The following is a 24,661-nucleotide window of genomic DNA, read 5'->3' as shown; positions in this document are numbered from 1 at the left end:
GGCGCGCCCGGCCGGTCAGCTCTCGGGCAGGTCCTCGGCGAGGGTCATCCAGCTCTCCTCGATCCGCTCCCGTTCGGCGCGCAGATCCTTCAGCTGGGTGTCCAACTCGGCGACCCGGGCGTAGTCGGTGGCGTCCGCCGCAAGCTGATCGAGCAGCGTGGTCTCGCGCTGGTCAAGCTTGCTGAGCTGGCGCTCCAGCCGGGTCAGTTCCTTGCGGGCCTGCCGGACCTCGGCGGCGGTCATACCGCCTCCCGAGGGAGCACCGGGTGCGGAGGTCGAGGTCACGCCCGCCCGGGGAGAGCCGGCCCGCTCGGCGGTCCGCGCGAGGTATTCGTCCACACCGCCCGGCAGGTGCACCAGTCGACCGTCGCCGAACATCCCGTACGCCGTGTCGGTGACCCGCTCGATCAGGTAACGGTCGTGGCTGGCCACGATGATCGTGCCGGGCCACGAGTCGAGCAGGTCCTCCAGCGAGGCGAGGGTGTCCGTGTCCAGGTCGTTGGTGGGCTCGTCGAAGAGCAGCACGTTGGGCTCGCCGGCCAGCAGCCGCAGCATCTGCAACCGCCGGCGCTCCCCACCGGAGAGATCACTGACCGGGGTCCAGAGCCGGCGGTCGTCGAAGCCGAACACCTCGGCGAGCTGCGAAGCGGAGACCTCCCGGTCGCCGAGCTGAACCCGGCGGGCGACGTCCTCCACCGCCTCCAGCACCCGCAGGTGCCCGGGCAGCTCGGTGAGCTCCTGGGAGAGGAAAGCGGGCCGCACCGTGGAGCCGGTGCCGAGGCGACCGCCATCGGGGCGGGTGATGCCGGCGAGCATCCGCAGCAGCGTGGTCTTGCCGGCGCCGTTGGCACCGAGGATGGCGATCCGGTCGCCGGGGCCGACGAGCCAGGAGGTGTCGCGCAGGATTTCCTTCGGGCCGGCGTGCAGCTCGACGTTCTCCAGCTCGTACACCTGCTTGCCCAGGCGGGAAACCGCCATCCGCTGCAACGACATGGTGTCGCGCGCCGGCGGCACGTCGGCGATCAACGCGTTCGCGGCGTCGATGCGGAACTGCGGCTTGGAGGTCCGCGCGGGCGGGCCACGGCGCAGCCAGGCGATCTCCTTGCGGAGCAGGTTCTGCCGGCGGGCCTCGGTGGCGGCGGCGACCCGCTCGCGCTCGGCGCGGGCGAGGGTCCAGGCGGCGAAGCCACCCTCGTAGGCGCGGACGGTCTGGTCGGCGACCTCCCAGGTGTTGGTGCAGACCGCGTCCAGGAACCACCGGTCGTGGGTGACCACGACGAGGGCGCCCTTGCGGCCGACCAGGTGCCGGGCCAGCCAGTCGACCCCGCCGACGTCCAGGTGGTTGGTGGGCTCGTCGAGGATGAGCAGGTCGGAGTCGCGCACGAGCAGCGCGGCGAGCGCCACGCGGCGGCGTTCGCCACCGGACATCGGGCCGACCGGCTGGTCGAGGCCGAGGTGCGGCATGCCGAGGCCGTCGAGGATGGCCCGCACCCCGGAGTCGCCGGCCCACTCGTGCTCGGCGCCCATGCCCTCGGCGAGCCAGGCGGTGCCGAGCACCACGTCCCGGACGGTCGCCTCGGGAGCGAGGGTGAGCTGCTGCGGCAGCCAGAGCACACGCAGGTCACGGCGGTGGGTCACCCGACCGTCGTCGGGGTCCTCCTGCTTGGTGAGCAGCCGCAGCAGGGTGGACTTGCCGGCGCCGTTGAGGCCGACCACGCCGATCCGGTCGGCGTCGTCCAGGCCGAGCGAGACGTCCGTGAGCAGCCGCCCGGCGGCGCCGTACCCCTTGGACACCCGGTCCAGATTGACGATGTTCGCCACGTTCCACCCTTCATGATCAAGGCGTCCCGGTGCCGGCGGGCACCTGGACGCCTGTCCCAAGGGTACGCGGAAGCCCCGAACGCCCGCGCCGCGCGCCGGCAGCTCCGGTGGAACGGGTCGTCAGCCGACGCGGGCGCCGGCTACCGGACCGTGTGCTACCCGCGCCTCCCGGCAGACGCCCGCGGTGGTCAGCTCGGCGGCGATCCGCTCCGCGTCGGCCGCGGTGGCGGCGAGAAACACGCAGGTCGGGCCGGAGCCGGAGACGATGCCGGTGAGCGCGCCGGCCGCCTCGCCGGCCTTCAGAGTGTCGGCCAGCGCCGGACGCATGGCCAGCGCGGCGTCCTGGAGGTCGTTGCCGAGCGTACGGGCGAGCACCCGGGGGTCACGCTGGCGCAGCGCCCCCAGCAGCGCGTCGGTGCTGCCCAGCGGGGTACCGGCGGCACCGGAGTCGCGGAGCCGATCCAGCTCCCGGTACGCGGCCGGCGTGGAGAGGCCGACGTCGGCGATCGCCACCACCCAGTGCCAGGAGGTGGCGCGGGCCAACACGGGGCTGACCGCCTCGCCCCGGCCGGTGCCCAGCGCGGTGCCACCGTAGATCAGGAACGGCACGTCCGAGCCGAGGTCGGCGGCGATGCCGGCCAGCTCGTCGCGGGACAGCCCGGTGCCCCAGAGCGCGTCGCAGGCCACCAGCGCGGCGGCCGCGTCGGCGCTGCCGCCGGCCAACCCACCGGCGAGCGGGATCTGCTTGCGCAGGTGCAGTCGGGCGTGCGGCAGCACCCCCGCGTACCCGGCGAGGGCGTGCGCGGCACGGATCACCAGGTTGGTGTCGTCCAGGGCCAGCTCGCCGGTGCCCTCACCCTCCATGGTCAGGGCGAGGGTGTCGCCCCGGCGGGCCGTCAGCTCGTCGTAGATCGAGATGGCGTGGTAGACGGTGTTCAGCTCGTGGTAGCCATCCCGGCGCAGCGGGCCCACCCCGAGGTGCAGGTTGATCTTCGCGGGCACCCGTACCCGCACCGGGCCGATGGCTCCGCGTCGCTCGTCGTCGTCCGGTCGCCAGGCCTCGGTCACGGGGTGACGTCCCGCACGGGCAGGCGGATGTCGAACGGCTTGGCCACGATCAGCTCCTCAGCGTCCTCGGCGGGCACGGCGTCAGCCTACTTCCCGGCCGGCGTACCGACCGGGGCCGACGCGGCGATGGCGGCGAACTGCTCGACGGTCAGTGACTCCCCACGGGCGCCGGGGTCGACGCCGGCGGCGGTGAGCGCCGCGGCGGCCCGGTCCGCGCCACCGGCCCAGCCCGCCAACGCGGCGCGCAGCGTCTTGCGCCGCTGCGCGAACGCCGCGTCCACCACGGCGAAGACCCGCTCCCGCGGTACGTCGATGCGGGGCGGCTCGTGGCAGGTGAAGGCGACCAGGCCGGAGTCGACGTTGGGCACCGGCCAGAACACGTTCGGCGGCACCTTGCCGGCGCTCCGGGCCTGGGCGTACCAGGCGAGCTTCACCGACGGGATGCCGTACACCTTGGAGCCGGGACCGGCGACGAGCCGGTCGGCGACCTCCTTCTGCACCATCACCAGGCCGTGGCGCAGGGTGGGTAGCACGGCGAGCAGGTGCAGCACGACGGGCACGGCGACGTTGTAGGGCAGGTTCGCCACAAGCGCCGTCGGCGCCGGGTCGCCCAGCTCGGCGGCGGCGATGCGCAGCGCGTCCGCGCGGTGCACGGTGAGCCGGGCGGCATCGCCCTCGGCGTGCCGCGCGACGGTCTCCGGCAGCGCCCCGGCGAGCACCGGGTCGATCTCCACGGCGTGCACGTGCCCGGCGACCGGCAGCAGCCCCAGGGTCAGCGAGCCGAGCCCGGGCCCCACCTCCAGGGCCACGTCGTCGGGGGTGAGGCCGGCGGCGGTCACGATCCGGCGCACAGTGTTCGGGTCGTGCACGAAGTTCTGGCCCAGCTTCTTGGTGGGCGCGACGCCCAACCGGGCGGCGAGTTCCCGGATCTCCGCCGGGCCGAGCAGGCTCACCACGGGCCGAAGGCCCGCTCGCCGGTGGCGGAAATGGCCGCGCACAGCTCGTTCAGATCGCTGCCGGTGGTCGCGGCGAGCGCGCGGACGGTGAGCGGAATCAGGTACGACGCGTTCGGCCGGCCTCGGTACGGCATCGGGGTGAGGTACGGGGCGTCGGTCTCCACCAGCATCTGATCCACCGGGGTGAGCGCGGCGGCCTCGCGTAGCGCCGTCGCGCTGCCGAAGGTGACGGTGCCGGCGAAGCTCAGCAGGTAGCCGCGGCGGACGCACTCGCTGGCGAAGTCGGCGTCGCCGGAGAAGCAGTGCAGCACCACCCGGTCGGGAGCACCCTCGTCGTCGAGGATGCGCAGCACGTCGGCGTGCGCGTCACGGTCATGGATGACAAGCGTCTTGTCGTACCGCTTGGCGATGGCGATGTGCGCCCGGAAACTGTGCTCCTGCGCGGCACGCCCCTCGTCGCCGGTCCGGAAGAAGTCCATTCCGGTCTCGCCGATCCCCCGGACCCGGTCGCGGGCGGCGAGTGACTCGATCTCCCGCAACGCCTCGTCGAGGTCGCCGAGCCGGGGTGCCTCGTTGGGGTGCAGCGCCACGGTGGCCAGCACCGCGGGGTACTCGTCGGCGATGTCCGCGCCCCACCGGGACGAGGCGACGTCCACGCCCACCTGGACCAGCCGGTCCACGCCGACCTTGGTGGCCAACGCGATGGCCACGGCGACCGGGTCGTCGGCCGGCCCGCCGCCGGGCACACCGGCCTCGCTGACCGTGATGTCCAGGTGGGTGTGGCTGTCCAGCACCGCCCGGGGCAACGACTCGGGGGCGGGCGGAAACTCTCCGGCCCGCCGGGCGGCACGCTCGCGGCGGGATTCAGTGGGCTCGCTCATCAGCGACAGCATCACACACCGGGCCTGTCCATCTGCCCGCCACCCGACGTTCACCCCGACTACGCCGCGCGACTCTACGGTCGCTCACGAGCGGACGCGACAGCGTGCGGACCTCATCCCACCGAGCAGCGAGGCGACGGCATGAGCGTCACTCCCCAGGCCGGTGGCAGCGCCGGCGAACGGATCGGACTGAACGTGGCGTTCGGTGGCGGCGTGTACCCGGCGGAGGAGATCGCCCGGGGCGCCGCGTACGAGTTGTTCAGCGCCGACGAGGTGGCCGGCTTCGAGTGGGCACCCCGCCCGGGTAGCGCCCTGCCGTGGCACCGGTTCGTGCACGTCACCGAGGTGACGGCTGTGCAGGGGCTGACGGAGCCGGCCGACGAGCCGGAGACGCCGCTGCTGATGCCCGCTCACCGCGAGCGGGGTTGGGCGTACCTGCACCAGCTCAGCCAGCAGCCGGCGGCAGCGGGCGACCAAATGCTGGTGGCCGCGCGCGCGTCGGCGGTGGTCCGGCGGGGCACCCGGATGATGAAGGTGCTCTCGGCCCAGCAGCTCGCCGGCTACGTACGGGGTTGGCTGCCGCACGGCTTCTGCTACCGCGAGCACGATGTGGCGCACCTGCGTACGCCGGCGACGACGACGGTGCTGCGTACGGACGGTGACGCTGGCCGGGACGACACGGACGTGACGTACGCGCTGCGCTGGCGCGCGTCCGACCCGGGCGACTACGAGGTGCCGGTGGGCCCGGCACACCGTGGCCTGACCGCGCTGGCCGCCCGGGACCGGCTCGGCGCCCCGGTGCTCGGCACCGGCTTCGTGCCCAGCAACGGTCAGCTCATCCCGGAGTTCATCACCCGGGACTTCGCCGACCTGCCGATGCCGGCGAACGCCGCCCTCATCGCGTACCCGGCGGAGGGGATGGAGGTGGTGCTGTACACGTACCAGGCCGAGCAACGCGGGTGGCTGCGGATGGTGGGCCCGCAGTGGCGGCACCTGCTGGCCGCGGTGCCGGGACTCTCCCCGGACCAGGAGTACGTGCCGAACGCCGACGTCCCCCGCTCCACCCAGCTGGTCGGCATGTACGGCGACAGCGAGTACGAGGCGGTCGCCGACCTGCCCGGTGGGTTCCGGGTGCTGGCGATGACCCGGGCGGCCCGTTACCCGGTCGACGCGGTGGCCCGCCGGCTCCGGTTCGCCCAGTGGCGGGGGGTGCCGTGCCTGGTGCTGCGGGAGGAGGCCGGCTGGCTGCGGGTGCGCCTGCGCTACCCGAACCCGGACACCGTGGTCACGACCGGCGCGCAGTGCCAGGAACGCGGCGTCTACGAGGCCTGGGCGCCGGGCGCCGAGGTGACCGACGACCAGGTGATGGACACCCGGTACGCGATGTGACGGCTCCCCCTCCCGGGTTGGGAGAGCGAGCCGTTCGGTGTGGAAACGGGACACCACGACACTTAGATGATCATTAGGGTCGGAGCTTCCGGCGTGCTGCGCGCCGGCGTCTCTCCGGAGGTTTCCCATAGTGTTTCGTCGAAGGCTGTCAGCCGCCACCGTGGTGGTGGCCGTCGCTGCCGGCGCGCTCGTCGCGCCCAGCCCAGCGCTCGCCTACACCAACATCCAGATCCCGGCCTCGAGCTGGGCCTACACCGACTCCGCCACGCCCACTCGCGCCACCGTCAACGCCCAGACCGACGCCCCCGTCGGGCGCTGGCTGGACGCCGAGGAGAACGCCCACACCTCCCGCTTCTACTTCTCCATCAGCCTGGCCGAGCTGGCCGGTAGGCAGTTGTCCGACGCGGACCTGATCGTGCGGGAGAAGAAGGTCACCGACTGCGGCAAGGCGGCATCGGTCGAGTTGTGGCGTACCGCCGGGTTCGCCAACACCAACTCTTGGAAGAAGCCTCCGGTCGAGCAGGAGAAGCTCGGCACGATGAGCGCCGGCGGCGCCGGAGCCGAGTGTCCCGGTTCGCTCGTGCAGGACCTCACCAGCACCGTCCAGGCCGCCCTCGCGCGGGGGGAGAAGCGGCTGCACCTGGAGCTTCGGCTGAACGCGGAGGCCGAGCGGGACGCACGTCAGGGCCGCTGGCTGTACTACCGGCCCACGCTCAGCGTCCAGCACAACGGGCTGCCGACGATCGGCAACCTCTCCCTCTACCCGAACAAGGGCTGCGGTGACGCCACCAACCCGGTCACCGTCGGGGGCGGCTGGATCACGTTCTCGGCGAAGGCCAGTGATCCGGACCCCAACGACTGGGCCGACGTCTACTTCGCGGCCTGGCCGGTGGACCACCCGGACCAGCGCCGCGAGCGGGGTGGCAGCAGCTACGGCAGCGGCCAGGAGCACCGGACCGAGTGGGAGATGTCGAGCTATCCGCACGGCACCGTCCTGGCGTGGACGGCGCGGGCGACGGACGGGGACGGCGACTCCGGGTGGGCTCCCCTCTGCTACGTGCGGGTGGACGGGCAGGCTCCCGCCGAGGCTCCGCAGGTGAGCTCCGCCGAATACCCGGCCACCGGCGCTCCGGGTTCGGGAGGCGTCGGCGTGCCGGGCACGTTCCGCTTCGACGCGGGTGGCGACACCGACGTGACCCGCTACCGCTACGACGACCCCAACCAGGGGACGACCGTCGTGGTCGACGCACCGGCACCGGGCGCTGCCGCAACCTTCACCTGGACGCCGCAGCGCAGCGGACCGATGACCATGCGGGTGCGGTCGCTGGACGCCGTGGGCAATGCCTCCCCGCCCCGCGAGTACGAGTTCTGGGTCCGGTACACCGAGCCCAACGTGCAGGTCGATGTGGCCGGCACCCATCTGCCCAGCACGCTCACCATGCGCTCCCCCGTCGCCGAGGTGACCTCCTTCGGCTACCGGATCGACAGCGGCGAGGAGGTGCGGGTACCGGCGGCGGAGGCTGCGGCGACGGCCACCGTCACGTTCACCGAATCCCGCCTGTACCAGCTCGTGGTCTCGGCCTACATCGGTGACACGCTCTCCGGCTCACAGCACCAGTCGGTGTCCGTCAACGACGCACCGAAGATCGAGTCCACGGACTTCGCCTGGGATCACAACGGCGTCGTCGGCGTGGAGGGAAGGTTCACCTTCCGACCTCGCACCACCGACGTGGTGGCATACCGCTACGCGTTCGAATACGACGAGGAGACGCGAATCGCCGCGGCGGCGGACGGGACGGCGTCGTTGGCCTGGACCCCGCAGGCGCCCAACTACTACCAGCTCCACGTTCGCTCGGAGCGCGCCGACGGAACGATCTCGCAGGACACGCGGTACGAGTTCTCGGTCGTCGACAACAAGCCCACCGTCTACTCCTCGGATGTCGACGGATCGCCGCGTCGGGACGGCCTCGGACTTCCGATGTCGTTCAATTTCAACACGTGGGTGCCCGACGTGACGGAGTTCGTCTACCAGTTCGACGGCGAGGCCGAGCGAACGGTATCGGCGGAGTACGGGTCGGCCCGCGTGACCTGGACCCCGGATCGAGCCGGTGATCGCGAGGTGACGGTCCGGTCCCGGTACACCTCCGGCGAGCTGTCTCCTCCGGCGGTGTGGCCGTTCGCGGTCTGGACCGGGCCGGTCGTCCGTTCGGCCGCCTATCAGTCGGGCAGCTCGGACGGGCGGGTGGGCAAGGAGGCCACGTTCACCTTCCAGCCGGGCCTGCCCGGTGTGCAGCGGTACACCTACCAGCTGAACTGGGGCCAGGAGCAGACCGTCGACGCTGCCGCTGACGGCACGGCCAGCGTGACGTACACCCCGAGCGAATCCGGCTACCAGACGATCGAGGTCACCAGCCACGGCGCGGACGGCACCAGGTCGCAGACCCGGACGTACGAGTTCGTGGTGAAGAGCGACCGGGTGGGAGTGGCCGGCTGGTACAGCGACTGGAGCGTCACCGGTGGCATCGGTGTGCCGGGTTCGATGACGTTCTGGACCGATCTGTACCCGGACGTCGCCGAGTACCGGTACCGACTCAACGACGGCCCCGAGCAGACGGTGGCCGCGGACCCGGACGGCACCGGCACGGGCTTCCTCCTCACCCCGGACCGGAACGGCGTGAACACCCTGTCGGTCCGTCAGCTGCTGCGCAGCGGGGAGCTGTCCCCGGCGACCGAGTACCGCTTCAGGGTCGGCACCGCACCGCTGGTCACCTCGGCGGAGTACCCGGCCGGGCAGTGGAGCGGCGGCGCCGGTCAGGCCGGCAGGTTCACCTTCAGCGGGGGCACCACCGGCATTGTCGAGTTCGAGTACCAGGTCGGTGAGGACGACGCTCGGGTCGTCCCGGCCGTCGACGGCACGGCCACTGTCAGCTGGACTCCGCCTTACTGGACCAGCTACACGATGACCGTGCGGGGCCGACTGGCCAACGGCACGTGGACGGACAGTTCGTCCTACAACATCCTCGTACAGCCGTAACGCGGCCCACCCGTACGAACCGCGGCCCCGGGGTCTACCCGGGGCCGCGGTCCGTACGGTGGCAGGGGGTTCAGTCGGCGAGCCGGGCCAGTTCCTCGTCGACGATCGACGGGTCGAGCTTGCGGAACACCGGCTTCGGCGCGGCCAGCGGGCGGCCCGCCTCGATCGACACCGACTCCCAGCGCGCGCCGACGGTGTAGTCCCCGGTCAGCACCGGGTACGCCGGGCCGCCGTCCAGGTCGTCGACCTGCTCGATCACCGGCATCGGCGCGTGCACCCCGGTGCCCCCGAGCAGCTCGTGCACCTGCTGGGCGGAGTGCGGCAGGAACGGGGTGAGCAGCGTGTTGGCATCGCTGATCACCTGAAGGGCGACGTGCAGGATGGTGCCCATCCGGGGCTTGTCCGCCTCGTCCTTGAGCTTCCAGGGCGCCTGCTCGGAGAGGTACCTGTTGGCCTCGGCGACCACCTTCATGGCCTCACCGATCGCCTGCTTCTGCCGGTGCCGGCCGATCAGGTCGCCGACTCCTGTGAACCCGTTCCGGGCGACGGCGAGCAGCGCCTCGTCGGCCTCGGTGAGCCCGGCCGGGTCGACCGGCGGGATCGTCCCGAAGTTCTTCGCGGCCATCGAGACGCACCGGTTGACCAGGTTGCCCCAACCGGCGACCAACTCGTCGTTGTTGCGGCGCAGGAACTCGGCCCAGGTGAAGTCGGTGTCGTTGCTCTCCGGGCCGGCGGCGGCGATGAAGTAGCGCAGCGCGTCGGCGTCGTAGCGCTCCAGGAAGTCGCGAACGTAGATGACCACCTTGCGGGACGAGGAGAACTTGCGCCCCTCCATGGTCAGGTACTCGCTCGAAACCACCTCGGTGGGCAGGTTGAGCCGACCCAGCTCGCCCGGCTCACCGTCGCGGGAACCCTCACCGGAGTAGCCGGAGAGCAGCGCCGGCCAGATCACCGAGTGGAAGACGATGTTGTCCTTGCCCATGAAGTAGTAGGACTGGGCGTCCTTGCCCGCGCCGTCGGCGGACCAGTACTTCCGCCACGCGTCCGGGTCGCCGGAGCGACGGGCCCATTCGATCGAGGCGGACAGGTAGCCGATCACCGCGTCGAACCACACGTAGATCCGCTTGTCCGACCGGTCGCGCCAGCCCTCGAGCGGGATCGGTACGCCCCACTCCAGGTCACGGGTGATCGCCCGGGGCTGGAGGTCGTCGAGCAGGTTGCGGGAGAACCGCAGCACGTTGGGCCGCCACCCCTCGCGGGTGTCCAGCCACTGCCGCAGCACCTCGGCCAGGGCCGGCAGGTCCAGGAAGAAGTGCTCGGTCTCGACGAACTTCGGAGTCTCTCCGTTGATCCGCGACTTCGGGTTGATCAGGTCGATCGGGTCGAGTTGGTTGCCGCAGTTGTCGCACTGGTCACCGCGGGCGCTGTCGTACCCGCAGATCGGGCAGGTGCCCTCGATGTAACGGTCGGGCAGGGTGCGCCCGGTGGACGGGGAGATCGCGCCCATGGTGGTCTTCGGCACGATGTAGCCGTTGCGGTACATCCCCTCGAACAACTCCTGCACCACCGCGTAGTGGTTGCGGGTGGTGGTGCGGGTGAACAGGTCGTACGAGAGACCGAGGCCGTGCAGGTCCTCGACGATCACCCTGTTGTACCGGTCGGCCAGCTCGCGCGGGGTCACCCCGTCGGCGTCGGCCTGCACCTGGATCGGGGTGCCGTGCTCGTCGGTGCCGGAGACCATGAGCACGTCGTGGCCGGCCATCCGCATGTACCGGGCGAAGACGTCGGAGGGAACGCCGAAACCGGAGACGTGGCCGATGTGGCGGGGGCCGTTGGCGTACGGCCAGGCCACTGCCGCGAGAACGTGACTCATGAGCAGTGAGCCTAGTGACCCGTCCGGGGCGTTCGCGAACCAATAGGGGGTGCCCGACCGGCGGACCGGGCCGACCACCTCGCCCGTTGGTCCGATTTGTCGTCGACACGCGGCTCACCTGCCCGTTTCACCTCCTGGTGCGGTGTGCAATGAACGTCGTGACGGGCAGAGGAGCGGCGCGGGACCACGAGGACCCTCCCACCGGGTCGGCGGTCGGCGACGACCCCGGGCTCGGGCCCGCCGCGTCCCGGGTCGCCGGGATCGCGCCGCAGCCCCGGCTCGTTTCCGCCGCCGACCCGGGTGCGCTGCGGCCCACCCCGGCGGGCAGGTCCGCCGCAGCGGCCCGCCCCGCGCCGGCGGCGCCGTCACCCACACCGACTCGTCCGACCCCGGGGGCACCCGTACCCAGCCCGGCCCGGCCCGACTCGTCGGGCCCGCCGGCCGACTCGGCGCCGGCCGGCGCGGAGCCCGTGGAGGTGGAGCCCACCACCGGCGCACCGGTGGACGCGGTGCCGCGTCGGGTGCCGGTCCGGCAGCAGGGCCACCGGCAGCGCGGCCATGGTCCCGACGGCGACCCGCCGGAGGACGACGGTGGCGCTTTCTGGGCGCCGATCGAGCAGGTGCACTGGGACGGCACCCCGATTCGCAAGGACGCGGCACCGGCGCGGTTCCGCGGCTTCCGGCTGGCGCGGCGCCGGGCACCTCACCGCACGCCCCTGCCGCCGGACCCGCTGCCCGGGCTCGCCGCGCTGGTGGTGCTGAGCCTGGTCGCGGCCTTCTTCGCCTGGGTCAGCGCCGGCCCGTTCTGGCTCGCGGTCGGACACGCCCGGACCGGCACCGTGGTGATCGACGGCTGCTCCGGCGACGGTCTCACCCTGCGCTGCCGGGGGATCTTCACGGCCGAGGACGGGCGGTTCATCACCCATGGTGTCCGGGTCAGTGGCGTGCCCGCCGAGGGGAGCACGGCCGGCACCGCGCTGCCGGCACGGATGACCGGCCCGGACAGCGGTACCGCGTACGCGGACGTCGGCGTGGGCCGGCACCTGCGGTGGCTGCCCGGCCTGCTGGTGGTGCTGGCCTGCGCCGCCGGCATCGTCCGGTTGACCGGGTCGGCCCGGCTGCCCGGTCGCCGGCAGCGCCGCTGGGCCGTGGCCGCCGCTGTCGCCGGACCCACACTGATCACCGTCGGCTTCCTGATCGCCGCGTGGTGACCGCTCGTCCGGCGAGCCGGACCACCTCGATCAGCTGTGCACGATCGTGTAGACGTCCCGGCGGCGCAGCGCGTACTCGGTGGCGACGTCGGTGATGGCGTCCCGGCGGGACCGACCGGCGGCCTCCCGCTCGGCGACGGCGGCGCGAAGGGTGTCGTCGTCGGGGCGTTCGGCAGCGGTCACCGGGGCTCCGGCCACCACCAGGGTGATCTCTCCACGCGGGTCCCCCTCGGTGGCCCACCGGGCCAGCTCGCCGAGGGGGCGGCGGAGCACCTCCTCGTAGGTCTTGGTGAGTTCGCGGCAGAGCGCGGCCGGCCGATCCGCCCCGAACGTGTCGGCCAGGTCGGTGAGCGTCGCCCCGATCCGGTGCGGGGCCTCGAAGAAGACCAGGGTGCGCTCCTCGGCGGCGAGGGCGCGCAACCGGGACCGACGGCCACCGGGGGTGCGCGGCAGGAAACCCTCGAAGCAGAACCTGTCGCAGGGCAGCCCGGAGACGGCCAGCGCTGTGGTGACCGCGCTGGGCCCGGGGGCGACGGTGACCGGCGCACCGACATCCAACGTGGCACGTACCAGCCGATAGCCGGGGTCGGAGACGCTGGGCATCCCGCCGTCGGTGACCAGCGCCACCACGTACCCGCTGAGGATGACCTCGACCAGTTCGGGGGTGCGCCGCTCCTCGTTGCCCTCGAAGTAGGAGACGATTCGACCGCCGACGGTGAGATCGAGATCGCGGGCCAGCCGGGTGAGCCGTCGGGTGTCCTCGGCGGCGACCACGTCGGCGCTGATCAACACCTCCCGGAGTCGGGCCGAGGCGTCGGCGGGGTTGCCGAGCGGGGCACCGAGCAGAATCAGGCGCCCAACTGCGGACATTTCACCCACGAATTCGTCTCCTTCATTGCAGGGAATACCGGTATCAGGGACGACGGACGCCACCGGACACCTTGGCAGCCTACGATCGCCGGGTGACGAGTGCGTCGACAGCGCAGACCCCGAGCGCAGATCCGGACAAGATGATCCAGGTGACGGGCGAGCCCAGTGCCACCCAGGAGCCGACGGCACCGAGCGCCGAGGGCGGCGGGGTGGTCGCCGTGGTCCGGCGACGGTTCGCCACCGTCGACACCCAGGCGGACAGGTTCTCCTGGCTGGCCACAGCAGTGGTGGTGGCCATCGCGGCGATCGTGCGCTTCGTCGGGCTGTCCAGCCCGAAGGGCAAGATCTTCGACGAGACGTACTACGCCAAGGACGCCTACGGCCTGATCTCCCGTGGCGTGGAGTGGAACTACAAGGACAACGTCCCGTCGTACGTGGTGCACCCCCCACTGGGCAAGTGGTTGATCGGCGTCGGCGAGTGGGCCTTCGGCTACCAGGACGCGGATTCGAAGGTCTCCGTTCCCGGTCACCTGATGACCACCGCACCGGAGTTCGGCTGGCGATTCTCGGCGGCGGTGATCGGCACGCTGTCGGTGCTGCTGCTGGTCCGCATCGGTCGGCGGATGTTCCGCTCGACGGTGCTCGGCTGCGCGGCCGGTCTGCTGCTCGCCCTGGACGGCTTCCACCTGGTGCTGTCCCGGGCGGCCCTGCTCGACATCTTCCTGCTGTTCTTCGTGCTGGCGGCGTTCGGCGCACTGGTGCTCGATCGGGACGCCCGCCGTCGACGCTGGGCACGGGCCCTGGACGACGGGCTCGATCCGAGCCAGCCGGGCCGGGCCGGGCGCCCGCCGACCGGTTGGCGCACCTGGCCGTGGTGGCGGCTGGCGGCCGGGGTGCTGATCGGCTGCGCCTGCGCGGTGAAGTGGAGCGCCCTGTACTTCGTGCCGGCCTTCGCGCTGCTGGTGCTCTTCTGGGAGGTCGGCGCCCGCCGCTCGGCGGGGGTCCGCCGGCCCTGGCGGGACACGCTCGTCGACGAGCTGCCCTGGCTGGTGCTCGCCGGCGTGCTGATGGTGGGCACCTACCTCGCCACCTGGTCGGGCTGGCTGCTCACCGACGACGGTTACTACCGGCTCGCGTCGGCCTACCCGAGCGCACCCCTCAGCGACCGCCCGTTCATCGGCCCGCTGATCAACCTCTTCGAATACCACCGCGCGGCGTACGGCTTCCACGCCCAGCTTGACGACGCGCACAAGTACCAGTCGTGGCCGTGGCAGTGGCTGCTGTTGGGCCGGCCGGTGGCGTTCCACTACGCCGGTGACGGCGTCTGCGGCGCGGCGAGCTGCGCTTCGGAGATTCTGCTGCTCGGCACCCCGCTGCTCTGGTGGTCGTTCCTGCCGGCCCTGGTGGCGCTGGCCTGGCTGGGGTTGGCCCGTCGGGACTGGCGGGCCGGCGCGATCCTGCTCACCGTGGCCGCCGGGCTGCTGCCGTGGTTCTGGTTCGCTCTCGACGGCCGGACGATGTTCTCGTTCTACGCCGCGCCGGCGGTGCCGTTCCTGGTGCTGGCCGTGGTGTACGTGCTGGGCGCGCTGATCGCGCCCGCCGGGGGTGACGTGGGTGCGGTGACGCCGCTGGTGCCCGGTGACCCGGCTTATGAGCGCCGGCTGGTGGGCAGCATCGCGGCGGGAGCGTACGTGCTGCTGGTTGCGCTCTGCTTCGCGTACTTCTATCCGATTTTTGTCGGTCGGGTGATTCCGTACTCGGACTGGCTGTCCCGGATGTGGCTCGACGGTCGGTGGATATAAGCATCGACAGGCGACGCGCCGCACAGCGCGACGGAAGAAGGGCCCGCACGCCGAAGCGTGCGGGCCCTTCTTGACAAAGACGCGCGCCCCGATCGCCTGCCACGGGGGAAGCGGGCGATTGGGGCGCGCATGAAGAGCTTAACCACCGCGCACCACCGGCACAACGGGTCGACTTGGGTCAGATTTCCGACGGAGGCTGGCCGAGCCGCCCCCTTTCCTCTCAGAGTTGACCGAGGGTGACCCGGCATGGACCCTGAGCGCGGGTGCTGCCGATCAGAGGCGAACTCCGACGTGGGTGGCGTCGCCGTTTCCGCGCGCCCACACCCAAACGATCATCCAAAGTGGATCTCACTACACTGCGGATCGTGATCAACTTCAGACGATCGACGGCGGTCCTTATCGGACTGTTGGCGACCACCGCGCTGACCGGCCCGGCACAGGCCGACGAGGAGCCGGCGCCCGAGCCGCCCCGGGTCGAGCTGGTGCTCGACGTCAGCGGGTCGATGCGCGCCGCCGACATCGACGGACGCACCCGGATCTCGGTCGCCCAGCAGGCATTCAACGAGGTGGTTGACGCGCTGCCCGAGGAGACACAGCTCGGCATCCGGGTGCTCGGCGCGACCTATCGCGGCAAGGACAAGAAGGTCGGTTGCCAGGACACCCAGCAGATCGTGCCGGTCGGGCCGGTGAACCGGTCCGCCGCCAAGGCGGCGGTGGCGACACTTCGGCCGACCGGATTCACTCCGGTCGGGCTTGCGCTGCGCTCCGCCGCGCAGGACCTGGGCGCCGGGGCCACCACCCGGCGGATCGTGCTGATCACCGACGGCGAGGACACCTGCGCTCCACCGGACCCGTGCGAGGTGGCCCGGGAACTGGCCGCCCAGGGCACCAGCCTGGTCGTCGACACCCTCGGCCTGGCCCCCGACGACAAGGTTCGCCGGCAACTGCTCTGCATCGCCAGCGCCACCGGCGGGACCTACACCGCCGCGCAGAGCGCCGAGGAGCTGACCGACCGGATCAAACAGCTCGTCGAGCGGGCCGGAGACACGCACACCCGAGCCCCGACAGTTGTCGGCGGCACGAGCGCGTGCGACTCGGCGCCACTGCTCGCCCCCGGCGTCTACGCCGACCGGGAAGCGTTCTCCGAGCATCGCTACTACCGGGTGCCGATCCGCCCCGGGCAGGAGCTGCGAGCTTCGGTGAGCATGGCGCTGGACCGGGCCGTCAACCGGGACTACGGGGTGCTGCTGCGGGCCACCGCGGCCGACGGCCGGGAACTCGTCCGCGGCGCGGACGCCGGCAGCGGGCGGGCCGACGTGCTCTCCGCCGGGCTGCGCTGGTCGGCCACCGCCGACGACGAGGATGCCGCCGAGACCGAGCAGAGCGCCGCGCCGGTCATCGAACCCACCACCGTCTGCCTGGTGGTCAGCAATTCGTTCGCCCCGCGTCCCGGCACCGCGGCCACCCCGGGCATGCCGGTGGAGTTGACCATCGACGTGGTCGCCGCCGCACCCGCACCGGACGGACCGGACCTCGGCCGGGGCTGGGTGCTGCTCGCACTGCTCACCATCGCCGGTCTGCTCACCGGCCTGATCGCGGGTCTGCTCACCCGCTGGTGGGTCGCCACCTGGAGGGAGAACTGATGCGTACCGCACTGTTCCGGTCGATGGCGGCGCTGCTCGCCGCCGGCACGGCCGCTCTGCTCCCCACCGCGGCCGCCGCCGCACCAACCCCCTCCCCGGGTGCTACGCCGGTGAACCGTGCCGGCACGTCGTTCCTCACCGCCACCCCGATCACCGCCGGACAACCGGTACGGGTGGACGCCTCGATCGGCGATCACCTCTACTGGTCGTTCCCGGCGACGGCCGGGCAGGTGCACGAGATCAGCGCCACCGTCACGTTCCCGAAGGGACGCAGCGGCGCCTCCACCTGGACGGTGGACGTCTTCGACGGGCTGCGCCGACGACAGGCGTGCACGGCGGGGGCCCAGACCCCGACAGTGGACGCGAAGGCGTCGAACGTGGTGCTGGGTTGCACGCTGCGCGAGGTGCGGCCGTGGGCGGAGCCCTGGTCGGCCGACCCACTGCCCGGCACGTACGTCGTCCGACTCTCGGTGATCGAGCTGCCGGAGCCGGATCTGGGTGCGCCGATCGACGTCGACCTGCTGGTGGGCACCATCGCCGACCGGGGCGCCTCGGCTGACGACGGCGAACTGGCCGCCCCGCTGGTGCCGAACACCAAGGCCGGCACGGTGCTCAACGCCGTACCCCCGGTGGACGCGGAGGCCGACGACGAGAGCGGCTCGCTGACGGACTGGTTGCCGGATCTCGGCTCGCGCTGGGTCTGGACCGGCATCGGCGGCGCGCTCGCCGCGGTGGCCGGCGTGTTCGGATTCGCGCTGACCCGACGCCCTCGACGTCGCTGAGACGCCCCCTCTGGTGGCCCCGCCCAGCGGCGAGGCCACCAGAGGCTCAGCGCCGCCGGGAGCCGCGCGGCAACCAGCCGATGAACCTGTCCTGGAGCGACATCACCGGGGCTGCGCGCAGATCCTCGGTGGCGGCGGCGAGGCAGGAGCCCAGATAGACGCTGAGCATGGCGCGGTCACCTCCGTACTCCGCCAGCAGCCGGGTGCGCTTCGTCGCGCACGGCCACTCGTCACCGCAGGAGCCGCAGCTCCAGCAGGGGGTCTTCGGGGCGTGTTCGTCGGCCCGCACCCCCGGCCGTTCCAGACCATCGGTCATCGCACGTCCTTCCAGATGTCCACGGGACTGGCGGCTGCCGTGCCGGCCAGCATTGATGGTGGTCCCCCCGGAGCCATCAGGGAGAGCGCTGCGCGTCCCTCCGGTGTTACATCTTTGCGGTACCTTCGTCCGTCGTGGGAGTCGGAAATTTGACGGTTAATTTGATGCGTCATTCCTACCGACCAGTAGGTCACCGGAATGCGTGACCTGCTGCCCTCGACGGTCGCCGTCGCCGTCGCCGGGCCGGAGGACTGGACGGGCGAGTTGCTCCCCGCTGAGCAGGCATGCCTCGGCGAGCGGGCGGTGCAGACCCGTCGGCGGGACTTTGCCGCGGGCAGGATTTGCGCCCGCAGGGCACTGCGCGACCTCGGCCTGCCGTCGACCGCCGTGCCGGCCGCCGCCGACCGCGCGCCGGTCTGGCCGGCCGGGATCGTCGGCAGCATCACCCACACCGCCGGCTACTGCGCCGCGGCGGCGGCGCACACCACCGACGTACGGTCCGTCGGGATGGACGCCGAGCAGCACCGCGAGGTCAATCCGGGAGTACGCCGACTCGTGCTGCTGCCCGAGGAGGAGGCCATCTGCGCCCGGCTGCCCAGCGGCACCTACTGGCCTATCGTGCTGTTCAGCGCGAAGGAGACCGTCTACAAGGTGTGGCATCCGGTCGTCCGCGGCTGGTTGGACTTCCACGACGCCCAACTCGACATCGATCCGGATGCCGGCACGTTCACTGCCCGGATCGCACCGGCCCGGGTGGACGCGGCGGGGGTCGACGACCCACCGGCATCGATCAGCGGCCGATTCGTGATCGCCGACGGGCTGGTCCGCACCGCCGCCGTGCTTCCGGCACGTTGACCTCGCCCGGTTACTCATAGCGATGAATGGAATACCGATCCACATTGGCTATCGGTGACCAGTTGAACACCGTCCACGCTGGCCAGATGGGTTTTGCATCCTTGCGATGGGAAGCCCTCCGGCGTGGCGATTGGACGCTCCGCCACCCACGGTAACGTCGAAGAGTTCCCGCACCGCACGTACCGAAGCGTCAAGGAGTACGGTGACCCACCCCCAGCCTCGCGTCACGCCGCACGACCCCCGACAGCCGAACCCGCAGCCGCCGACCCGCTCGTTCGCGGCGACACCGCAGCCGCCGTTCTCGGGGGCTGCGTACCCGGCGGCGGGCGGGAACACGGGCGATGGCGGCGGATATCGGGCACCCGGCGGCTCCGGCTACCCGATCATCGCACCACCACCGGCGCTGACGGACCGCGCCAAGAAGTCCGTCGTGGTCGTCGCGGTCACCGCGGCCGTACTCACCCTGCTCACCTGCGCCGGCGGCATCGTGGCGGTCGTCATCGGCACCAAGGGCACCTCAACCACGGTGAGCGAGGCACAGGCCACCCCGCCGACCCCGCCGACGAGCGGCGACACCCGCGGGATGTCGCCGGGCGACACCCTGGTCGTCAACCGCGAGGCCGGCACCGTCGAGATCACCGTGACGAAGTTCAGCAGCGCCACCAAACCCTGCAAGTCCCACGGACTGAAGCCCGGCGAGGGCATGTACGTGATCGCCGACGTGACGGTGGCTGTCACCAAGGGCACCGCGTCGACGAACCCGCTCTACTTCCAGTGGGTCGCCGCCGACGGCACCAAGACCACAGCGATCGGTGGAGCCTTCTCCGGCTGTGGCAAACCGATGCCGGCCGTGGACGACCTGACCGCCGGCACCAGAAGCACCGGCAGCGTGGTGTTCGACGTGCACGACACCTCCGGCGCGCTGGAGTACCACGACCAGTTCCAGACCGCTGGTTCCTGGAAGCCGTGACGCGCTGACGCGACGTGGGGCCGACCCGTCCGGGCCGGCCCCACGCGGTGGGTGATTCGGCGGGTCAGCAGCCCGACCAGCGCACCGGGGTCACCCGGTCGGCCAGGACGTTCCGGAACCCGACGATGGTGCCCGAGTCGGAGATGGACCGCGCACCGACGACCGCCCCGGTGCCGCCGCCCGGCAGGACCCGGGAGGTGGAGCCCCTGGCGACGCGGTCACCACCCACCACGACGCCCTTGGCGTTGACGTCGGTCAGTGCCGGCATTTCCTGGTCGAGCAACGTGTGCGAGCCGTTCCGAAGGTCCCACCGCACCCTGGCCGAGGTGGTGCCGTTCAGCCATGCCTGACCGATCGCCCAGCGACCCGCCGCCGCGCCGGCCGTGCTCCACTCGGCACCGGGGAACGTGAGCGCGTCGATCCTTCCGTTCGGTCGGCGGACCCAGCTGTTCCAGTCTCCGAAGGGTCCGGCGCTACCGACGATGGTCCCGTTGTCGGTGATCCCACCCGCCTGCGCGTCGACCGGGGCGTTGAGCACCTCCACAGTGCCCGGACGGGCGGCCGGCCAGCGCAGCGCGACCAGTTGCCCGGGGACGATGTCCGAGCCGTAGCCGACGATGTCGCCGGCATCGTTGATGGCGCTGACGAAGATGCCGGTGGACGGCAGCACCGGCAACTGCTCGAGCTTGCCGTTGCGGTACCTCCACGGCTGCCCGTAGCCGCTCTCCGCCGATCCGTTGCCGATCACGACGCCGTCGGCGTTGATGTCGACGGGGGTGTCAGTGCTCTTCGACTCCAGTTCGGTGACCCGCTGCCCGTCCCAGAACAGCAGCAGGTACTGGTTGTCTGTCTCACCGACCCGCAGCGCGGTGCCCGCGACGTAGCGCCCCGTCGGGTCGACCGCGTTCGCCTCCGCGCGATAGGTGCCGGCCGGGTACGGCAGCGTGCTGATCTTGCAGATGCGGGGGGTCGCCCCGCTGGGCGCGGCGGTCGCCGTAGCGGAGACGGCGACCCCGAGAGAGGTGGCCAGCAGACCGGTCGCGGTGGCTGCGAGCATCCGGCGTCGAGTGCTTCGGTTCATCCTTGCTCCCCGTGTGGGGCCCGGGTACTCCCAGGCATCTGATTGATACCTGGCTTCACAGGTGAGCTGGCTGCACGGTTGCGCACTGTCAGCCAAGAGACAACAGCGAAACCGCCGGAGTTACCGCCCCCATGCCTCGGTGGCGGTGACGACCGGGCGGCCGGTGCGTACCGACTCCTCGACGGCGAGGCTGATCAGGTGGTCCTGGCAGGCTTCGGCAAGCGGGTACGGAGCCGGGCCTTCCTCCCGCGCCCACGCCCCGGCACGGGCGACGATGTCGGCCACCGCGATGTCGTCGTCGGACATTCCGCTGCCGACGAACGGGTTGCGGTAGACCACGTCGCCGTCGAAGCTGATGTGCTTGAGGTCGAGCCCTTCCAGGTTGAGGTCGAGACCGGTCTGCCGCCGGGTCAGGAACGACTCCACCGGCGTGCTCGGGTCGATCAGGCGGACCACCCGGTCGTCCACCAACTCACCGCGCGAGCCCCGGACCACCAACCGGCGGGTGCGCAGCGGGTTCCACCACTGGTTGTCGGTGAAGTCGTACAACCCCATCCGCCCGCCGAAGTCGATGGTCGCGAGGGTGGTGGAGAGCTGCTGCGGGGTGTCGTCGCCGCTCCAGCCGGCCGGCGAGAGCGGGTTGGCCAGCGGCGCGACGAAGGCGCGCGCGCTCACCTCGGCGCTCTCGTGACCGACGCCGAGCAGGCCCCGGATCAGTGAGACCGCGTGGTACAGGTGGGTCGAGGAGATCTGGACCGAGGTCGGCTCACCGAGCACCCCGGAGCGGACCAACGCCAGCCGCGCCGCGTGCCCGGGCATCAGCAGGTACTGCTCGGCGACCTGCACCAGGCCACTGCCTCCGACGTCGGCCCAGAGCGAGCGCAGACCCGCCAGGTCGTGGGCGGGCGGCGTCTCGGCGAGCACCGGTACGCCGGCCGCGACCAGCTCCCGGGTCGCCTCGGGCGTCACCGGCCACGGCACCGACACGATGACGAAGTCCGGCCGCTCGTGGGCGAGCATCTCGGCTGTCGTGCGGAAGGTCGACACGCCCCAGCCGGCCGTCACGGCGGCTCCCCGTGATTCGGTACGCGTCACCACCCCGGTCACCCGGAAACTGTCGGGAAGCAGCCGGGCCAGGCGTAGGAAGAACTCACCTCGCCAGCCGCTGCCGATGATGCCGAACCGGGTCTGGGCCACCGAAGTCATCTGGGCTCCTCACGTAGAGGTCCGGATGCTAACCGTTCCACTTCGCTACGGTTGCGCTGATGAACACCGAGCCGTTGCGGGCCGTACCCGTGCTGGTGCCCGACGCGGGACCGCCCCTGGACTACTACCTGGTCCTACCTCGACCCGACGACAGCGGCCCGGTCACCACTGTGGACGGGATCGTCGTCGAGGAGTTCACCCGCCACCACGACTTCACCACGACGGGGCTGGACAGCGCCGCCTGGACACCGGAGGCCGGCTGGTGGAGTTCCGCCGCGCTGAGCCGCGCCATGCGTACCGACCCCGAGGTGCTGACACGGGTCCTCCCCACCTCCCGCCGTGAGGCCGAGGACGTCCACCGCGCGCTCGGTGGCGGGCAACTGCCGGCCGAGGCGGTGCTTCGTACGCACTTCCTCGACCATCAACCGATCGCCACCGCCCCGCCGCTGCGGCTCGGCCCGGCGCAGCCACCGGCCGGCTTCCACGAGCGGCGGGTGTACCGCGTCCTATTCGCCAAGGATCTCCGCGCCGAGCAGGTGGCGAGCCTCCGGACGGCCTGGCGGACACCGGCGGGCGGCACTGTCGCGTCCGCCGCGAGTGGTCGTCTCGACGAGCACGGTGACCGGTTCACCTGGGATCTGCGCCGCGTCGGCCACTCCCTCGCCTGGTCTCTCGACGTGACCGCGCTGCTGAGGACCGACGCCACCGCGGCGCTCGGCTCGACCCTGTCCGAGCTGACGAACGTCTTGCGCCAGCACGGCCTGATACCGGTGACGACCGAACGCTTCGCCTAGGTGGATCAACGCCGGGTCGTCACGACCTGGCGTTGGGTCGGTCACGCACCCCGAAGATCGCAAAAGGCCGCTTCCGACTTGCGGAAACGGCCTTTGAACTGGGGTGGAGCTGAGGGGATTTGAACCCCTGACCCCCTCGATGCGAACGAGGTGCGCTACCAGTCTGCGCCACAGCCCCCCGCCGGCGAACCGGCTTCGGTCCCACCCGGCTTACACCGGGCGGGCCGGGAGCAAGGCTAACAGGTTGCTCGGCCCCACCGCGAATCCGCCCCCGGTGCGGCGCTGCCGCCCGTCCGAAGATCGACTCGGGTTCCTGGAAATCGGGGCATCCCGGACGCCGCAACCACCCGACGTCCAGGAACCCGAGTCGATCAAGCCAGCCAGGCACGGACCGGACCGAGGTACGGCCGGGACCGGCCGTCAGGCGCCTCGGCCGGCCTCGTAGGGGCGGCCACGCAGGCCGCCCGACCGCCGGTACGAGACCGATCCACCGTTGACCGCCGCCGGCAGGTCTCCCGGCCGGTCCAGGCCCATGGCGGCGCGGCGTACCCCTTCGCGCTGGGCGGCGAGGCGGCGCTGCGCCTCCCGGCGGGCCGCGGCCCTGCGGGCCTGCTCCCGGCGCACCTCGGCCTGCCGGGCAGCCAACCAGGCGGCCTCCCGGGCTCGGGCGCGGCGGCGGCGACGCCCGGCCAGGGCCTGACCCCGCAGGTGCACGACGTAGAGGGCCAGGAGGAGGAAGGTGACCCCGAAGCCGACCCAGAAGCCGGGGCTGACGAACAGCACACCGATCAACTCGACGACGTTGAGGAGCAGCAGGGCGGCGAGCACGCGGCGACGCCGGTAGACGGCGGGGGTGTGCTGCCGGCGCGGCGGCGGGCGGCGACGGGACCGCTTCGGCGCGGCGGGCACGGCGCGCAGTCGACCGGAGCGGCGGACGGCCGGCGGCGCGGAGACCGGCGCGCCCAACACGCCGGTAGTCGCATCTTCACTGAGGGTGACTACCAGTGAGCGCGGAGGATGGACGGGTCGCCGTCCCGGCACAGTGCGGCGCCGTCGGCGGCGCTGGAGCACCCGCGCCGTCGACTGCGCCCGCTCCGCCACCAGCCGCTCGGTGGCGTCGTACCGGCGAACCAACGCCGGGGCCAGGGCGAGCAGGCCGGCGGCGGCGAGGACGGCGAGGAGCACCGAGGTCGGCACCCTCACCCCTCCCGTCACCGAATTCGAAGCAACCGCCACCCGACCGCAGGATCTTCCATCGATCACGCCTGGGCGCGTGGATCGTCCGGCCGGGGAGCGCTTGCCGCAGCTTGCAGTTACTTGAGGTTACGGCGCACCGACCGGGTTGCCACCGCGCCGCGCCGATCCCGTCCGTGGGACGAGTGGGCCGATGTCGGGAAATCCTCCTACCGCGCGTTGGCGCGAACCCGGTGCCAGCGGGCCAGCAGGCCACCCTCGGCGGCGATCTCCTCACTCGTCATCGCGTACCCGATGTGGTCCCGCCAGGCGCCGTCGATGTGCATGTAGCGCACGTGGTACGACTCCTCGCGGAAGCCCAACTTCTCCACCACCCGCCGGGACGGCCGGTTCTCCGGACGGATGTTCACCTCCACCCGGTGCAGCCCGCCCGGGCCGAACGCGTGGTCCACGGCGAGCGCCAGCGCAGTCGGGATCACACCCTGGCCGGCGGCCCGGGCGTCCACCCAGTAGCCGACGTAGCCGGAGCAGAGCGCCCGCCGCACGATGCTGCCCACGTTGATGTGCCCGACCAGCCGGTCCCGGTCGGCCTCACGCAGGCAGACCGCGAACGGCATGCCCTCACCCTCGCGGGCCGAGCGCCGCTGGTCACGGTGCACCCAGCGGAACGCGGCCGGCGAGTTCATCTCGTCCCAGCCGCCGGGCAGTGACGACTCCCAGGGTGCCAGCCAGGCCCGGTTGGCCCGCCGCACCTCCGACCACGCCGCCGCGTCGGAGCGCCGGTACGGCCGCAGCAGCACTGGGCCGTCGGCCAGTTCCACCGGCCAGCCCGGTGCCCGCGCGGGACCGAAGAGACTCACCTGGACAGTCTCCCGCGCGGGACCGTGTCGCGCACAAGTGGCCTCACCGCGTTCA

The 24,661-nt window shown here is 71.9% G+C and carries 20 protein-coding genes and 1 tRNA gene; 9 read left to right on the top strand and 12 right to left on the bottom strand.

Annotated elements, in window-relative coordinates:
• Positions 1-15: 15 nt before the first annotated feature.
• From ACLQ3F_RS17770 to ACLQ3F_RS17755, 4 genes are all read right to left on the bottom strand, one after another.
• Entirely contained in the window at positions 16-1,821 is a 1,806-nt protein-coding gene (locus tag ACLQ3F_RS17770) for an ABC-F family ATP-binding cassette domain-containing protein (protein WP_357208228.1), read from the bottom strand.
• A 120-nt stretch (positions 1,822-1,941) separates the two neighbouring features.
• Positions 1,942-2,889: a 4-(cytidine 5'-diphospho)-2-C-methyl-D-erythritol kinase gene (locus ACLQ3F_RS17765; protein WP_357208226.1), complete on the bottom strand. Its 948-nt coding sequence runs from the start codon at positions 2,887-2,889 to the stop codon at positions 1,942-1,944.
• Between the two features lie 86 nt (positions 2,890-2,975).
• On the bottom strand, positions 2,976-3,845 hold the full coding sequence (rsmA, locus tag ACLQ3F_RS17760) for a 16S rRNA (adenine(1518)-N(6)/adenine(1519)-N(6))-dimethyltransferase RsmA (RefSeq protein ID WP_357261650.1): 870 nt from the start codon (positions 3,843-3,845) through the stop codon (positions 2,976-2,978).
• Complete coding sequence (locus ACLQ3F_RS17755; RefSeq protein ID WP_425850158.1) at positions 3,839-4,738, bottom strand: TatD family hydrolase; 900 nt, start codon at positions 4,736-4,738, stop codon at positions 3,839-3,841. Before ACLQ3F_RS17755 ends, rsmA begins: the two co-directional genes overlap by 7 nt.
• Before the next feature lie 129 nt (positions 4,739-4,867).
• On the opposite strand from ACLQ3F_RS17755, the gene ACLQ3F_RS17750 reads away from it, so the two are divergent.
• A complete protein-coding gene (locus tag ACLQ3F_RS17750) occupies positions 4,868-6,115 on the top strand; it encodes a hypothetical protein (RefSeq protein WP_425850157.1) in 1,248 nt (415 codons plus the stop codon).
• Between the two features lie 130 nt (positions 6,116-6,245).
• Positions 6,246-9,149 carry a hypothetical protein gene (locus ACLQ3F_RS17745; protein WP_425850156.1) on the top strand — a complete coding sequence of 968 codons (2,904 nt, stop codon included), beginning with the start codon at positions 6,246-6,248 and terminating at the stop codon, positions 9,147-9,149.
• 70 nt (positions 9,150-9,219) lie between these two features.
• On the opposite strand, the gene metG is transcribed toward ACLQ3F_RS17745, so the two are convergent.
• Positions 9,220-11,022 carry a methionine--tRNA ligase gene (metG, locus tag ACLQ3F_RS17740; RefSeq protein WP_425850154.1) on the bottom strand — a complete coding sequence of 601 codons (1,803 nt, stop codon included), beginning with the start codon at positions 11,020-11,022 and terminating at the stop codon, positions 9,220-9,222.
• A gap of 149 nt (positions 11,023-11,171) precedes the next feature.
• Here metG and ACLQ3F_RS17735 point away from each other — a divergent pair, with 149 nt between their 5' ends.
• Positions 11,172-12,233 (top strand): hypothetical protein, encoded by a 1,062-nt coding sequence (locus ACLQ3F_RS17735; protein WP_425850153.1) that lies wholly within the window; start codon positions 11,172-11,174, stop codon positions 12,231-12,233.
• A 30-nt stretch (positions 12,234-12,263) separates the two neighbouring features.
• Here the strand turns inward: ACLQ3F_RS17735 and rsmI are convergent, their stop codons facing one another.
• Entirely contained in the window at positions 12,264-13,103 is an 840-nt protein-coding gene (gene rsmI / locus ACLQ3F_RS17730) for a 16S rRNA (cytidine(1402)-2'-O)-methyltransferase (protein WP_425850310.1), read from the bottom strand.
• Positions 13,104-13,243: 140 nt separating this feature from the next.
• Here rsmI and ACLQ3F_RS17725 point away from each other — a divergent pair, with 140 nt between their 5' ends.
• From ACLQ3F_RS17725 to ACLQ3F_RS17715, 3 genes are all read left to right on the top strand, one after another.
• Positions 13,244-14,905, top strand: coding sequence for a dolichyl-phosphate-mannose--protein mannosyltransferase (locus ACLQ3F_RS17725; protein ID WP_425850308.1), 1,662 nt, complete (start codon positions 13,244-13,246; stop codon positions 14,903-14,905).
• Positions 14,906-15,270: 365 nt separating this feature from the next.
• Entirely contained in the window at positions 15,271-16,548 is a 1,278-nt protein-coding gene (locus ACLQ3F_RS17720) for a VWA domain-containing protein (protein ID WP_357261662.1), read from the top strand.
• Positions 16,548-17,330: a peptidase gene (locus ACLQ3F_RS17715; RefSeq protein WP_355005137.1), complete on the top strand. Its 783-nt coding sequence runs from the start codon at positions 16,548-16,550 to the stop codon at positions 17,328-17,330. The genes ACLQ3F_RS17720 and ACLQ3F_RS17715 overlap by 1 nt, the downstream gene beginning before the upstream one ends.
• Before the next feature lie 46 nt (positions 17,331-17,376).
• Here the strand turns inward: ACLQ3F_RS17715 and ACLQ3F_RS17710 are convergent, their stop codons facing one another.
• On the bottom strand, positions 17,377-17,646 hold the full coding sequence (locus ACLQ3F_RS17710; RefSeq protein ID WP_357207537.1) for a hypothetical protein: 270 nt from the start codon (positions 17,644-17,646) through the stop codon (positions 17,377-17,379).
• Between the two features lie 198 nt (positions 17,647-17,844).
• Here ACLQ3F_RS17710 and ACLQ3F_RS17705 point away from each other — a divergent pair, with 198 nt between their 5' ends.
• Positions 17,845-18,501, top strand: a complete 657-nt coding sequence (locus ACLQ3F_RS17705; protein WP_357261665.1) for a 4'-phosphopantetheinyl transferase family protein — start codon at positions 17,845-17,847, stop codon at positions 18,499-18,501.
• Between the two features lie 202 nt (positions 18,502-18,703).
• Positions 18,704-19,471 carry a DUF4352 domain-containing protein gene (locus ACLQ3F_RS17700; protein WP_357207531.1) on the top strand — a complete coding sequence of 256 codons (768 nt, stop codon included), beginning with the start codon at positions 18,704-18,706 and terminating at the stop codon, positions 19,469-19,471.
• 64 nt (positions 19,472-19,535) lie between these two features.
• Here ACLQ3F_RS17700 and ACLQ3F_RS17695 read toward each other — a convergent pair whose 3' ends face one another.
• Together ACLQ3F_RS17695 and ACLQ3F_RS17690 are read right to left on the bottom strand one after the other, a co-directional pair.
• Positions 19,536-20,552, bottom strand: a complete 1,017-nt coding sequence (locus ACLQ3F_RS17695; RefSeq protein WP_425850150.1) for a hypothetical protein — start codon at positions 20,550-20,552, stop codon at positions 19,536-19,538.
• Between the two features lie 120 nt (positions 20,553-20,672).
• Complete coding sequence (locus ACLQ3F_RS17690) at positions 20,673-21,758, bottom strand: Gfo/Idh/MocA family protein (protein WP_357207525.1); 1,086 nt, start codon at positions 21,756-21,758, stop codon at positions 20,673-20,675.
• Between the two features lie 59 nt (positions 21,759-21,817).
• On the opposite strand from ACLQ3F_RS17690, the gene ACLQ3F_RS17685 reads away from it, so the two are divergent.
• The gene (locus tag ACLQ3F_RS17685; RefSeq protein WP_425850149.1) at positions 21,818-22,552 is read left to right on the top strand and encodes a hypothetical protein; all 735 of its coding nucleotides are present in this window, start codon (positions 21,818-21,820) and stop codon (positions 22,550-22,552) included.
• A 104-nt stretch (positions 22,553-22,656) separates the two neighbouring features.
• On the opposite strand, the gene ACLQ3F_RS17680 is transcribed toward ACLQ3F_RS17685, so the two are convergent.
• From ACLQ3F_RS17680 to ACLQ3F_RS17670, 3 genes are all read right to left on the bottom strand, one after another.
• Positions 22,657-22,730, bottom strand: a tRNA-Ala gene (locus ACLQ3F_RS17680).
• Positions 22,731-22,972: 242 nt separating this feature from the next.
• A complete protein-coding gene (locus tag ACLQ3F_RS17675; protein ID WP_357226687.1) occupies positions 22,973-23,755 on the bottom strand; it encodes a divisome protein SepX/GlpR in 783 nt (260 codons plus the stop codon).
• 200 nt (positions 23,756-23,955) lie between these two features.
• On the bottom strand, positions 23,956-24,606 hold the full coding sequence (locus ACLQ3F_RS17670; protein ID WP_357195419.1) for a GNAT family N-acetyltransferase: 651 nt from the start codon (positions 24,604-24,606) through the stop codon (positions 23,956-23,958).
• Positions 24,607-24,661: the final 55 nt, after the last annotated feature.

It is taken from the genome of Micromonospora sp. DT15 (genome assembly GCF_049841475.1).
Lineage (GTDB): Bacteria > Actinomycetota > Actinomycetes > Mycobacteriales > Micromonosporaceae > Micromonospora.
The sequence above is the reverse complement of the archived record's forward strand: the minus strand, read 5'-3'. Positions and strand labels throughout refer to the sequence as shown.

Coding starts and splice junctions, on each gene's coding strand:
- ACLQ3F_RS17755 (WP_425850158.1), bottom strand. CDS start 4,738: ATGCTGTCGCTGATGAGCGAGCCCACTGAATCCCGCCGCGAGCGTGCC.
- ACLQ3F_RS17750 (WP_425850157.1), top strand. CDS start 4,868: ATGAGCGTCACTCCCCAGGCCGGTGGCAGCGCCGGCGAACGGATCGGA.
- metG (WP_425850154.1), bottom strand. CDS start 11,022: ATGAGTCACGTTCTCGCGGCAGTGGCCTGGCCGTACGCCAACGGCCCC.
- ACLQ3F_RS17735 (WP_425850153.1), top strand. CDS start 11,172: ATGAACGTCGTGACGGGCAGAGGAGCGGCGCGGGACCACGAGGACCCT.
- rsmI (WP_425850310.1), bottom strand. CDS start 13,103: ATGTCCGCAGTTGGGCGCCTGATTCTGCTCGGTGCCCCGCTCGGCAAC.
- ACLQ3F_RS17725 (WP_425850308.1), top strand. CDS start 13,244: ATGATCCAGGTGACGGGCGAGCCCAGTGCCACCCAGGAGCCGACGGCA.
- ACLQ3F_RS17715 (WP_355005137.1), top strand. CDS start 16,548: ATGCGTACCGCACTGTTCCGGTCGATGGCGGCGCTGCTCGCCGCCGGC.
- ACLQ3F_RS17710 (WP_357207537.1), bottom strand. CDS start 17,646: ATGACCGATGGTCTGGAACGGCCGGGGGTGCGGGCCGACGAACACGCC.
- ACLQ3F_RS17705 (WP_357261665.1), top strand. CDS start 17,845: ATGCGTGACCTGCTGCCCTCGACGGTCGCCGTCGCCGTCGCCGGGCCG.
- ACLQ3F_RS17695 (WP_425850150.1), bottom strand. CDS start 20,552: ATGAACCGAAGCACTCGACGCCGGATGCTCGCAGCCACCGCGACCGGT.
- ACLQ3F_RS17690 (WP_357207525.1), bottom strand. CDS start 21,758: ATGACTTCGGTGGCCCAGACCCGGTTCGGCATCATCGGCAGCGGCTGG.
- ACLQ3F_RS17685 (WP_425850149.1), top strand. CDS start 21,818: ATGAACACCGAGCCGTTGCGGGCCGTACCCGTGCTGGTGCCCGACGCG.